This is a genomic window from Gordonia metallireducens, from assembly GCF_021245825.1.
Taxonomy (GTDB): domain Bacteria; phylum Actinomycetota; class Actinomycetes; order Mycobacteriales; family Mycobacteriaceae; genus Gordonia; species Gordonia namibiensis.
Window position 1 is genome coordinate 92,070 of record NZ_JAJQJP010000034.1, and the last position, 11,444, is coordinate 103,513.

An 11,444-nucleotide genomic window follows, 5' to 3' on the forward strand; every position below is an offset into this window, starting at 1 on the left:
GCCTCAGACTCGCCGTGCCACGAAGCGTGCACCGTCGAGGGTCATGCCATTGACCGAGTAGAGCGTGTGCAGGGCGTTGGGGCCGCCCACCGGCGCGCCGTCGCAGATGGTGTCACCGGCGACGCAGTAGCGCACTGTCTTCCCGCGGTACGGGGTGGAGACGCGGACCGGGGGCGCGCCGATGTCGGTGATGAAGCGGTCCGACGGGGCTCCGAAGAAGACGATCGCCGCGACATTGCGCGAGAGCGACGCCGGCAGCGGCGGCGGGACGAAACGGTCGTACGCCTTGTACTGCGCGGGAAGGTCGAGGCCGGCATGGACGGCGTAACCCGCGACGACCGCACCCTGGGAGTAGCCGCCGAGAACGACCTTGGTGTCTGGGCACTTGGCTGCCAGCGACTTGACGCGGTTCTGGGTGGTGCGAACGCCGTCGGCGACGGTCCGGGCGAACTTCAACTTGTTGCCGAACTGGTCGCTCGCCGGGTAGGGGACGCCATAGGCGGCAACGGACTTGCCGGGGAGCTGTGACCGGACGGCTTCGACGAAGGAAATGCCGGTCAGGCCCAGAGGGGGCGCGGGTTCGACGGTCCCTCGGGCGAACACGACCTCGACGTCGGGGCAGCCCGGCTTGGCCTCGGCCGCCGGGCTTCCCGCGATCACTGACCCGGCGACAGCGGCGATCAGGGACGCGGCGACGATGCCCAGCCGGGTGATCACGCCTCTCGGTCGGGTCCTATGTGAGTTCGCGTCGTGGTTCATTCTGATCCCGTCGGTGGTGGTTCGCTCGTCGTCACGGGTCGCATGGGACTGTCCCCCCGTTGTCGTGACCATTCCAGGTTCCCCGCCGGATGCGTCACCAAACGCGGAATACTGATCGTCATGCGGAGTCGCCACGTGAGCACGGTGATCGGTGCGTCAACCGAGGATGTGTACGAGTTCATCTCCGATCCCGACAATCTCCCGAAGTGGGCGGCTGGGCTCGCGAGTTCCGAGGTGGTCCGACGCGGTGACGATCTCCTGGCGGAGTCGCCGATGGGCACTGTGACGGTCCGGTTCGTTCCGCGGAACACCCTCGGGGTCGTCGACCACGACGTGATCCTCCCGAACGGCGACACCGTGCACAATCCGCTGCGCGTTCTGCCGCATCCGGACGGGGCCGAGGTGGTGTTCACGCTCCGACAGCTGTCGATGTCCGACGACGAGTTCAACCGGGACACCCGCATGGTCGAGGAGGATCTGGCGCGGCTCAGGGCACTGTTCTGACCTACTCTCCGATCCTCGATCAGCGGCGGGTCGCGGAGATCGTCGCGGAGCCCTGTCTCGACCACCCTTGACCAGGGCGATTTCGAGGATTCCGAGCATCGCCTGAAATCGGTGTTGCGCTGCGACGTTCGGTTGATCGGACGTATTTCGGAGGATTCCTCCGGTTTTGTCGATGCCGAATTGCTGGCTGACGACCTCAAGCATTAGATTCACTTCGGTTATGGGAATGTGACTCGGCCGTGATGGTCGGTTGCTTGAACGGGAGCATCGTGAACAAGGTCGTACGGGTATCGGTCTGCGCGGCGGTGGCAGTGGTCGTCGCGCTCGGTTCGCTGGTGAGCGGGGGTACGGCATCCGCCGATTCCCTGTCGCGGTATCTGAACCTGCCGCTGGTCAATCGTGATGCCTCGCAAGGCCCGGGCGGTGTGCACCCGGCGTTGCCGACCGACCCAGCAACCCTGCAGCGGCTGGTCGGGCAGGCCCGCGACCAAGGACTCGCGCCGTCGTCGTACCAGGCGTTGCTGTTCCAGTACTGGCTCGTCGAGACGACGACGCGCGCCGGTATCGACCTCGCGTCGTGGAACCCGCGTGCCGGTGTCGGCGCCAACCACCAGAACCTGCTGAAGTCCTACCGCTACTACGAGGATCTGCAGCTCGCGCATCGCGAACTGCAGTGGGCCGGCATGGGTGGCCTGGTCGGCGCCGACTTCGGCGGCGGCCTGCTCGACTACAAGGACGCCACCGAGATCTTCGAACTCAGCCGACTGCAGCCCGTCGCCCACGCGATCGTGGCCCGCGTCAACGAACTCGCGGGACCGCAGGCGGTCAACAGCCTCCCCGGCGGACTCCGCGCGCTGGCCCGCGTCGGCGCCAAGATCACCGCCGACGACCTGCGGCAGGTCCAGGGGCAGATCCTGGTGATGCAGAAGAACATCTTCTCCGACCTGATGCCGATGCACCGGGCCTACGTCGTCGGCGGTCTGCCGGCACTCCGGGAGATGCACGAGGCGGGCATCTTCGACGACGAGATCATGAGCGCCTGGGAGGGCATCGCCTCCAGGAAGCCCGCCGCGGTCGCCGCAGGCAATGCCCGTCTGCTGCAGCGCGAGCAGGGCGAGGTCATCAACAAGCAGTGGGACGCGACCCGCAACTACAAGGGCGACGTCGGTGAGGCCATGACCTACGGCAGCACCGTGGCCGCCGCGCCGTCGGTCGCCGGTGTGGTCCCGCCGCGCGACATCCGTCAACTCAAGGTCCCGGGCCGTGCGCTCGACGGTCGCAAGGTGACCGTGAGTCTGCCGCTGCCGGAGTGGAACTGGTCGGTCTACGAGGACCGCTGGGTCTACATCTCCACCGAACTTCTGCCGAAGTACCGCACCCAGGTCGAGTACCACTGGCCCGCACTGCGCGCCGCCATGAGCGTTCCGTACTTCGAGCAGATGGAAACACACCGTCCCACCCGAAACCTGCTGCCGCTGATGGAGTCGGTTCTGACCTCGATCAAGGTGACCTACCAGTGAACTCATCCTTCTCGCGTCTGTCCCGACGGATCACGCTCGTGGCCGTCCTGGCGATGGTCGCCTCCGGTATCGCGCTGGCCGCGCCGGCCGGCGCCGCGCCCAACCGGACGCCGGGCCTGAACGAGGTGCTGAACGGTTTCGTCGTCGGCGCACTGCGTGATGGTCGCCTCGCGAGCCCGCAGGAGGTCATCGACCCGCTGGTCGCCGGTGACCCCTTCTATGCCGAGCCTCGTCTGTCCGGGCGCGAGAAGCCCGGAGATGTGTTGAAGGCCAAGAAGGTTGCCGTCCAGTTCATGGGTTGGCGTCCGGCGAAACTTGACGCCTACAAGCTGATGTACGTGACCCGCGGGCTGCACGACGAGCAGGAGATCTCGACCGGGCTGCTGATGATCCCGCGCGACGGCAAACCCGACGCCACTCGGCCGCTGATCGGCTACCAACTCGCCAACGACAGCGTCGGCGCCTACTGCCATCCGTCCACGATGTGGACCGGCGGTGACCCGCTGGACGGTGCGTCCTGGTCGGCGCTGGGCCCGCTGGGCCAGTTCTTCGGCAAGGGCTACGCGGTCATGATGAGCGATGTCGGCAACGACGGTGATCCCAAGCCGCACGGCGTCTTCGCCGGCAAGTTCGCGGGCAAGGCACTCCTCGACGGTCTGCGCGCAGCGCTTCGGCACGACGGCAACGAGCTCTCCGAGGCGTCGCCGCTGGGCATGTTCGGGATCGCCGGCGGCGGTGTCGGTGCGGCCTTTGCCGCGGAGAACGCGAAAAAGTATGCGCCCGAACTGGATATCAAGGGCGTCGTCCTCGAGGGCATGGTCGTCGACCAGAAGAACTTCATCGCCACCGCCGATGGCTCGGTCGGCTCGGCCTTCGTCCTCGCCACGCTGCTCGGTCTCGAACCGCGTTACCCGGCAATGAAACTCGACGAGAAGTTCACCCCGGCAGGCAAGGCCATCGCCGACGTCTTCCGCACCCAATGCCAGACCCCGGCCTACTTCACCATGCCGTTCGTGCCGATGAACACGCTTTTCAAGAGCGGTGAGAACCCGGCCGAGATCGCCGACTTCCAGCCGGTCTACGAAGACAACAAGCTGGGCCGCAAGTCGCCCACCGCACCGGTGCTGATCGCGTCGTGCGCGAAGGACGACTCGCCGATGTCGCTGGTGCCCGCGAAGGATTCCCGGAAGCTTGCCGCCGACTACCGCCGCGGCGGCACCGAGGTCGACTACCAGCCCACCGACTGCAGCATGGTTCGGTTCCTCACCAACCTCTACGGCTGGGGCACAGATCTGTTCGGCATGCAGACCGTCGACTGGCTGGCCGAGAAGCTCGCCGAGAAGCCGCTCAAGGGGAAGTGAGTCCCGAGACCCTCCGATGAGAACTCGCGTCGGGCAGGGTCAGTCTTTGTAGCGATACCGAGCTACGAAGGGATCACGATGACACTGCTCCTGTTCGTCCACGGCGCAGGGGGTTTCGCCGACGACCGCCAGATCGCCGACGGCCTCGGCAGCGCTCTCGGCGTGCCCGTCGACATGCCGGAGTTCGCGAGCGACGACATGTCCTTGCAGGCGTGGGCTGAACCATTGCGCGTCCGGTTGTCGACGATGGGCGCCGACGACCTCCTGGTCGCCCACTCGTTCGGCGCGTCGATCCTGCTGCACGTGCTTGCCGAGCCGGGGTACGCCGGGCCGAGACGAGCGGTCCTCCTGGCGATGCCGAACTGGGGGCCGAACGGTTGGGACGTCGACGAGTACGAGTTCGCCGGCTCACCACCGCGCGGCGTCTCGCTGTCGTTGCATCACTGCATCGACGACGAGGAGGTCCCGCTCGGGCATCTGGACCTCAATGCCGCTCTGCTCCCGGACGCGCAGCTGCACCGCCACGCGGCCGGCGGTCACCAGTTCGTCGGCCAGGTCGAAGCCATCGCCGCTGACTTGCGCACCGCTGCTCCCTGAGTAGCCCCGGAGCTTGCGGAGGGGCGTATCGAAGGGGCCGTTGCCCACCTGCCACGCGTCTGCCCGTGACAGCGGCGGTTGCGCGTAGGCGTTCCGACCCCGACTCTGGGTAGACAGACCCGAGGCGTCCGGGAAGGCAGACATGACCGCGAACCGTCCGGCGGATGCAGTCCCAGGCGGGATACCGGCTGCATCGGCGGCGGGCCGATGGTTGATCGTCGCGGCGGTCCTGGGGTCGGGCGTCGCGTTCCTCGACGGCACGGTCGTGAATGTCGCACTGCCGGCCATCGCACGTGACCTCGACACCGGACTCCGGGGACAACAGTGGGTGCTCGACGGCTATCTGCTGACCCTGAGCTCACTCCTGCTGCTGGGCGGGGTCGCCGGTGATCGATACGGGCGCCGGCTCGTTTTCACCGGAGGCCTGGCGATGTTCGCGGTCGCGACGGTCGGTTGCGGGGTGGCCCCGACCGTCGAGTGGCTCGTGGCCGCCCGACTCGTCCAGGGTGTGGCGGCCGCAGCGGTCGTACCCGGCAGCCTGGCGCTGATCAACGCGGAGATCGCGCCGTCGGATCGCGGTGCCGCGGTGGGGTTGTGGGCCGGGATGTCCGGCGCGACCAGTGCGCTGGGACCGTTCGTCGGCGGTTGGCTCGTCGACGCGGCGTCGTGGCGCTGGGCGTTCTTCCTGAGCGTGCCACTGGCGTTGGGTGCGCTGGTCATCGCGATGAAGCACGTGCCGGAGTCGCGCGATCCGTCGGCGCCGCGTCGGCTCGATGTCGCGGGAGCTGTGACGATGACCCTCGGTCTCGCAGGAGTCATCTACGCGCTGATCGAGGGTCCGTCGCGCGGTTGGTCGACCGGAACGATCGTCGCGGGTCTAGTGGGCGTGGCGGTGCTCGTCGCGTTCGCGGTCATCGAGACGCGGGTGCGCTCACCGCTGTTGCCGCTGCGTTTGTTCCGGTCGTCGCAGTTCACCGGCGCCAACCTGACGACGCTGCTGGTGTATGCGGCTCTGGGTGGCGCGCTGTTCCTGCTCGCCCTGCAACTGCAGCAGAGTCTGGGTTACTCGGCGTTCGAGGCGGGTGCGGCGATGTTCCCGAGTACGTTCATCATGCTGTTCGGGTCGCCCTTGGTGGGAAAGCTCGCCCAGACCACCGGGCCACGGTTGCCGATGACCGTCGGCCCGCTGATCGCCGCGGGCGGCTTCGCGCTGATGGCTCGGGTGCAACCGGGGACGGATTATCTGGCGCATGTATTGCCGGGAGTCCTGCTGTTCGGGCTCGGTATGACGGTGACCGTCGCGCCGCTGACCTCGGCCGCGCTGGGAGCGGTCGACGACGCGTTCGCGGGGACCGCGTCGGGCGTGAACAACGCGGTGGCCCGCGTCGCCGGGCTGCTGGCCGTGGCGGTGTTGCCCGCGGTCGCCGGCATCGACGCCGGTCCCGGTGAGCCGCTCGGCGGCGGGTTCCGGACGGCGATGTACATCTGTGCGGCGTTCTGCGCGGTCGGCGGGCTCGTCGCCGCGCTGACCATCAGCTCCGGCGCGGGCTTCCGGCCGCAGGTCCGGGCCGGGGTGGACACCGCCTGCCAGGCTGCTTGTACCCGGCGCGAACAAGCCGCCGATCCATAGCTCGAACCCGCGCTCACCGCGGTTTCGAGCTATGAACCTCACCAGTCCCTGCTGCAACCGCCCACAGCACCAGCACGGGCTGGAAGAACAGACGAGTCAGACGCTTCTGGTCGGTGTCGAGGCCGAAGGCGTCGATGTGCTCGACATACTGATGGATGTTGCCGGGGAACACCGCCACGAAGAAGGCCGCGACGATCCACGAGACGACCTTGCGATACCGCGGCAGGGCGATGAGCGCCGCGCCCATCGCGATCTCCACCCCGCCCGAGGCCAGGACCACGAAGTCCTTGCCGAACGGCACCCAGTCGGGCACCTGGGCCTGGAACTCGTCGCGCTGCGCAGTCAGGTGGCCGATCCCGGCGATCGCCAGGACGGCTCCCAGCGCGATGCGGGCGATCGCGCGGCCCAGCGGTTGCCGTGCGGTGGCGGGGGACAGGATCGACATGCAGGCTCCTCGGAGATCGCCGGTTGTGTAACCGCAGTTCGTGGCCGATCGGGTTTCGGACTGGCCAGTAACCAAGGGGCCGATGCGATTTGGTCACTTGATCCAGGGTCCGTTATGTCGCATCGACCCTGATGTGTGTGGTACATAAGTGTGACCCCGGACACCGTCGTCCGGGGTATTTGTCCGCACGGAGGTCAGCCCATGCCCCTCGACTCGATGTCGGTACGCCGACACCTGTCCTCAGGTCCTTTGTTCGCCACGACGCGCCTCGGAGCGCGGTCATGACGCTACAGAGTGTGTGGGATGCGCTGAAAGCCTCCGCGGGAGTGGTCATCACGGCCGCGGCGTTCGCCGTCGCGCTGGCGGTGCTGGTCGTCGCCCAGGTCGTCGTCTTCGCGACCCGCCTCGTCGACCTCCCCGGCTGAACAACCCCCGCCGCCCGCCTGCTGGCTGAGTAGGCGAGCAGCCCGCGACGAGCCGTCCCTGCCTGCTGGTTGAGTAGGCGAGGAGCTTGCGACGAGCCGTATCGAAGCCAGCCGAGGAGAGTCTGGCGGTGACGCACGATCGATCAGGAATCGAGAAGCGTAAACAGTTCGACGCGCCATAGCGTCGAAGCATGACGAACATCAACACACTCACCCTCGAAGTTCCCGACATCAGCGCAGCGGAAGTCTTCTACGACAAGGCCTTCGGACTGGGCGACCGACTGCGGTTCCGGGCCGCAGAGGCGCCGAGCCAGGGTTTCCGCGGCTACGTGATCTCGCTCGTGGTCGCCGACCCGGCAGTCGCCGACTCCTTCCTCGAACCCGCGATCGACGCCGGTGCCACCGTGCTCAAGCCCGCCAAGAAGTCCTTCTGGGGATACGGCGGCGTGATCCAGGCGCCCGACGGTGCGATCTGGAAGGTGGCCAGCTCGTCGAAGAAACCGACCGGCGCACCAGCCCGGACCGTCGACGACGTGGTCCTCCTGCTCGGCGTCGACGACGTCGCGGCCACCAAGCAGTTCTACGCCGACCGTGGATTCACGGTCGGGAAGAGTTACGGCCGCAAATACGTCGAGTTCGAGAGCGGCCCGGACGCGGTGAAGCTCGCGCTGTACGGCCGCAAGGCCGCGGCAAAGGATGCCGGTGTCGACTCCGCGGGTTCCGGCTCGCATCGGCTGGTGATCGGCGGTGAGGCCGGGCAGTTCAGCGACCCGGACGGGTTTACCTGGGGATGCTGAGGCCGGAGGGCAACAGCTGCGTTTCGGCGCATCGCGAGCAACTCGTCGAGGAAAGCGGCGCCGCGCGTTGATCTCGCCCCGTTCGCCCCTGGCATAAATCAGTCGGGAACAAACTTCCAGCCATCGCAGTTGAGTCGATCAGACTTAACTCTGGAGGTTTCATGTCGCAGACATATTCACTGCCGGTCCTCTTCGTCCCGGACGTCGTCGTCCTGCCCGGCATGGTCGTGCCGATTCCGCTCGACGATGCAGCTCAGGCCACGGTCGACGCTGCGCGGGCGAGTGAGAGCGGAAAACTGCTGGTCGCCCCACGGCTGGACGACCGGTACCCCACGTACGGGGTGATCGCCTCGATTGTGCAGGTCGGGCGCATCCCGGGCGGCGGTCTTGCGGCCGTCGTCAAGGGTGAGACGCGTGCGCAGATCGGTACCGGGACACCCGGCCACGGTGCCGCGCTGTGGGTCGAGGCCACCGAGGTCGAAGACCCCGAGGTCACCGACGAGGTGCGAACCCTGGCCGGCGAGTACAAGAAGCTCGTCCTGGCCATGCTGCAGCGCCGCGAGGCGTGGCAGCTGATCGACGCGGTCAACAAGATGTCCGACCCGTCGAGCCTCGCCGACACGTCGGGCTACGCGTCCTGGCTCACCGACGAGCAGAAGCGCGAACTCCTCGAGACACCGGACACCGCCGCGCGACTGCGGCTGCTCGTCGATTGGACCGGCGACCACCTCGCCGAGTCCGAGGTCAGCGAGAAGATCGCCGAGGACGTCCGCGCGGGGATGGACAAGCAGCAGAAGGAGTTCCTGCTCCGCCAGCAGCTCGCCGCCATCCGCAAGGAACTCGGTGAGGACGAGCCCGAGGGTGCCGACGACTACCGGTCGCGCATCGAGGAGGCCGACCTGCCCGAGAAGGTGCGCGAAGCCGCACTGCGCGAGGTCGGGAAGCTCGAGCGCGCCAGCGACCAGTCGCCGGAGACCGGGTGGATTCGTACCTGGCTCGACACCGTCCTCGACCTGCCGTGGAACACCCGCACCGAGGACTCCACCGACATCAAGGGTGCTCGGGAGATCCTCGACGCCGACCACCACGGCCTCGACGACGTGAAGGACCGCATCGTCGAATACCTGGCAGTGCGTGCTCGACGCGCCGAACGCGGCCTGCAGGTCGTCGGCGGACGCGGATCGGGCGCCGTCATGGTGCTCGCCGGCCCGCCCGGCGTCGGCAAGACGTCGCTCGGCGAGAGCGTCGCCCGGGCGCTGGGCCGCAAGTTCGTGCGCGTCGCGCTCGGCGGTGTGCGTGACGAGTCGGAGATCCGCGGTCACCGCCGTACCTACGTCGGCGCGCTGCCGGGTCGCATCGTGCGCGCGATCGGCGAGGCGGGATCGATGAATCCCGTTGTGCTGCTGGACGAGATCGACAAGGTGGGTTCGGACTACCGGGGCGACCCGGCTGCGGCCCTGCTCGAGGTCCTCGACCCCGCGCAGAACCACACCTTCCGCGACCACTACCTGGATCTCGACCTCGACCTGTCCGACGTCCTGTTCCTCGCGACCGCCAACGTCATCGAGAACATCCCGTCGGCCCTGCTCGACCGCATGGAGCTCGTCACCCTCGACGGCTACACCGAGGACGACAAGGTGGCCATCGCTCGCGACTACCTGCTGCCTCGACAGGCCGAGCGGGCAGCACTGACTACCGACGAGGTGAGCGTCACCGACGCGGCGCTCCGCGAGATCGCGGCGAACTACACCCGGGAACCCGGTGTGCGACAGTTCGAACGGCTCCTCGCGAAGGCGCTGCGCAAGGCGGCGACCAACCTCGCGCAGGGTACGGCGACCGCTCCGGTCACCATCGACGAGCCGGACCTGCGCGACTACCTCGGCCGGCCCCGGTTCACCCCGGAATCGGCCGAACGGACCGCAGTGCCCGGTGTCGCAACGGGTCTCGCCGTCACGGGAATGGGTGGTGATGTCCTCTTCATCGAGGTCAACGCCACCGACGGCGAGCCCGGCCTGAAGCTGACCGGTCAGCTCGGTGACGTGATGAAGGAGTCGGCGCAGATCGCGCTGTCGTACGTGCGGGCGCACGCCGAGCAGCTCGGCGTCGACCCCGAGTCGCTCAACAAGACCATCCACGTGCACGTTCCGGCCGGAGCTGTGCCCAAGGACGGTCCGAGTGCGGGCGTCACCATGGTCACCGCGCTGGTGTCGATGGCGACGGGTCGACGGGTGCGCGCCGAGGTCGGCATGACCGGCGAGGTCACGCTGAACGGCCGCGTCCTGCCGATCGGCGGGGTCAAGCAGAAACTGCTTGCCGCACAACGCAACGGGCTGAAGACCGTCTTCATCCCGCAGCGCAACGAGCCTGATCTCGACGACGTGCCGGCCGAGGTCCTCGACGCACTCCACGTGCGCCCGATGACCGACGTCGCCGAGATCGTCGCGCAGGCTCTGGAACCCGCAGCGGGAGAACAGGTCAGCGCAGCCTGACGTCGGAGCACGATCAGCGGGGCGTCGTCCGGGCCACCGGGCGGCGCCCCGCTTTTCGTATCAACGGAGCCGCAGAGTGCGGGCGATCCCCTCCAACGCGCGGTAGACCACCCAGGCGAGACTCGTCACGGCAGCAGCGGGCACCAGCCACAACGCGCCGACGGCGCCGATCAGACTGGCCGCCCACTGGCGTCCCCACAGGGGTGCGGCGACGAAGATCATCAGCAGCGCCACCACGAGCGACCCCGTCGGCGACCACACCGTCCACGGCCAGTCGAACAGCAGCGCACCCGCGGAGCCGACTGTAGCGGTGATCCCCACGATGCTGAGCAACAGCCACAGCACGAGGCTCCACCGGCGGTAACCGCCTGCGATCCAACGGGTCCGGAGTGCCACGGCCGACCACATGATCCAGCGCTTCAGCCAGGGAACCCCGGACGTTCGCATCATCTCGCGGAAGAATCGGTCGGACAGGGTGTCGCTGCCGAGTGCACCCGAGTTGACGGCGTCGGAAATGAGCTCGTCGTGGATCAACGCCGCCAGCGAGTGCTTTCCGTAGGAGTCCTCGAACCAGCGCATGAAGCGCGGGACCGATGCGAGATCCGTCGGATTGTCGTCGCGCGGAACGAACGTCCGGGCCTTGTCGACCGCCGCACGGGCCTGCGACTCATCCATGCCGCCGCGTACCAACTTGGTCACCAGATCGTTCTCGACGTCCTCGTCGGAGTATCGAAAGGTGTTGAGGACGACGAACTGACGCTCGTCGATCTGGACGATCCCGACGCTGCCCCGACCGGTCGGATCGTCGACCTCGAAACCGGAGGACGGCGCCACTCGCCACGGAACCCAGCGGGTGGTACTCGATGTGGCGTCGCCCATCTCGACCTCCCGACCTCGGCACCTCCGACGGTAGCGCC

11 protein-coding genes are annotated in these 11,444 nt (G+C 67.7%); 8 read left to right on the forward strand and 3 right to left on the reverse strand.

The window, feature by feature from the left end; genetic code table 11:
• Positions 1-3: 3 nt before the first annotated feature.
• Entirely contained in the window at positions 4-759 is a 756-nt protein-coding gene (locus tag LQD00_RS13930) for a cutinase family protein (protein ID WP_232717902.1), read from the reverse strand.
• Positions 760-879: 120 nt separating this feature from the next.
• On the opposite strand from LQD00_RS13930, the gene LQD00_RS13935 reads away from it, so the two are divergent.
• The 5 genes from LQD00_RS13935 to LQD00_RS13955 all read left to right on the forward strand — a co-directional run bounded on the left by LQD00_RS13935 (position 880) and on the right by LQD00_RS13955 (position 6,371).
• Positions 880-1,263: an SRPBCC family protein gene (locus tag LQD00_RS13935; RefSeq protein WP_232717787.1), complete on the forward strand. Its 384-nt coding sequence runs from the start codon at positions 880-882 to the stop codon at positions 1,261-1,263.
• Between the two features lie 242 nt (positions 1,264-1,505).
• Positions 1,506-2,783: a hypothetical protein gene (locus tag LQD00_RS13940; protein WP_232717903.1), complete on the forward strand. Its 1,278-nt coding sequence runs from the start codon at positions 1,506-1,508 to the stop codon at positions 2,781-2,783.
• A gap of 53 nt (positions 2,784-2,836) precedes the next feature.
• Positions 2,837-4,144 carry a lipase family protein gene (locus LQD00_RS13945; RefSeq protein ID WP_269785018.1) on the forward strand — a complete coding sequence of 436 codons (1,308 nt, stop codon included), beginning with the start codon at positions 2,837-2,839 and terminating at the stop codon, positions 4,142-4,144.
• A 78-nt stretch (positions 4,145-4,222) separates the two neighbouring features.
• A complete protein-coding gene (locus tag LQD00_RS13950) occupies positions 4,223-4,741 on the forward strand; it encodes an alpha/beta fold hydrolase (protein WP_232717789.1) in 519 nt (172 codons plus the stop codon).
• Between the two features lie 142 nt (positions 4,742-4,883).
• Positions 4,884-6,371: a DHA2 family efflux MFS transporter permease subunit gene (locus LQD00_RS13955; protein ID WP_232717790.1), complete on the forward strand. Its 1,488-nt coding sequence runs from the start codon at positions 4,884-4,886 to the stop codon at positions 6,369-6,371.
• Positions 6,372-6,384: 13 nt separating this feature from the next.
• Here LQD00_RS13955 and LQD00_RS13960 read toward each other — a convergent pair whose 3' ends face one another.
• Positions 6,385-6,816: a DoxX family protein gene (locus LQD00_RS13960; protein WP_232717791.1), complete on the reverse strand. Its 432-nt coding sequence runs from the start codon at positions 6,814-6,816 to the stop codon at positions 6,385-6,387.
• Between the two features lie 281 nt (positions 6,817-7,097).
• Here LQD00_RS13960 and LQD00_RS13965 point away from each other — a divergent pair, with 281 nt between their 5' ends.
• From LQD00_RS13965 to lon, 3 genes are all read left to right on the forward strand, one after another.
• The gene (locus LQD00_RS13965) at positions 7,098-7,241 is read left to right on the forward strand and encodes a hypothetical protein (RefSeq protein WP_167330284.1); all 144 of its coding nucleotides are present in this window, start codon (positions 7,098-7,100) and stop codon (positions 7,239-7,241) included.
• 191 nt (positions 7,242-7,432) lie between these two features.
• Entirely contained in the window at positions 7,433-8,038 is a 606-nt protein-coding gene (locus LQD00_RS13970; protein ID WP_232717792.1) for a VOC family protein, read from the forward strand.
• Positions 8,039-8,199: 161 nt separating this feature from the next.
• Complete coding sequence (gene lon, locus LQD00_RS13975) at positions 8,200-10,527, forward strand: endopeptidase La (RefSeq protein WP_232717793.1); 2,328 nt, start codon at positions 8,200-8,202, stop codon at positions 10,525-10,527.
• Positions 10,528-10,587: 60 nt separating this feature from the next.
• On the opposite strand, the gene LQD00_RS13980 is transcribed toward lon, so the two are convergent.
• Complete coding sequence (locus LQD00_RS13980) at positions 10,588-11,406, reverse strand: DUF1353 domain-containing protein (protein ID WP_232717794.1); 819 nt, start codon at positions 11,404-11,406, stop codon at positions 10,588-10,590.
• Positions 11,407-11,444: the final 38 nt, after the last annotated feature.

Bases quoted from the DNA above. Each gene is read 5' to 3' on its own strand.
- LQD00_RS13980 (WP_232717794.1), bottom strand. From the start codon at position 11,406: ATGGGCGACGCCACATCGAGTACCACCCGCTGGGTTCCGTGGCGAGTG.
- LQD00_RS13935 (WP_232717787.1), top strand. From the start codon at position 880: ATGCGGAGTCGCCACGTGAGCACGGTGATCGGTGCGTCAACCGAGGAT.
- lon (WP_232717793.1), top strand. From the start codon at position 8,200: ATGTCGCAGACATATTCACTGCCGGTCCTCTTCGTCCCGGACGTCGTC.
- LQD00_RS13955 (WP_232717790.1), top strand. From the start codon at position 4,884: ATGACCGCGAACCGTCCGGCGGATGCAGTCCCAGGCGGGATACCGGCT.
- LQD00_RS13960 (WP_232717791.1), bottom strand. From the start codon at position 6,816: ATGTCGATCCTGTCCCCCGCCACCGCACGGCAACCGCTGGGCCGCGCG.
- LQD00_RS13970 (WP_232717792.1), top strand. From the start codon at position 7,433: ATGACGAACATCAACACACTCACCCTCGAAGTTCCCGACATCAGCGCA.
- LQD00_RS13930 (WP_232717902.1), bottom strand. From the start codon at position 759: ATGAACCACGACGCGAACTCACATAGGACCCGACCGAGAGGCGTGATC.
- LQD00_RS13950 (WP_232717789.1), top strand. From the start codon at position 4,223: ATGACACTGCTCCTGTTCGTCCACGGCGCAGGGGGTTTCGCCGACGAC.
- LQD00_RS13965 (WP_167330284.1), top strand. From the start codon at position 7,098: ATGACGCTACAGAGTGTGTGGGATGCGCTGAAAGCCTCCGCGGGAGTG.
- LQD00_RS13945 (WP_269785018.1), top strand. From the start codon at position 2,837: ATGGTCGCCTCCGGTATCGCGCTGGCCGCGCCGGCCGGCGCCGCGCCC.
- LQD00_RS13940 (WP_232717903.1), top strand. From the start codon at position 1,506: ATGGTCGGTTGCTTGAACGGGAGCATCGTGAACAAGGTCGTACGGGTA.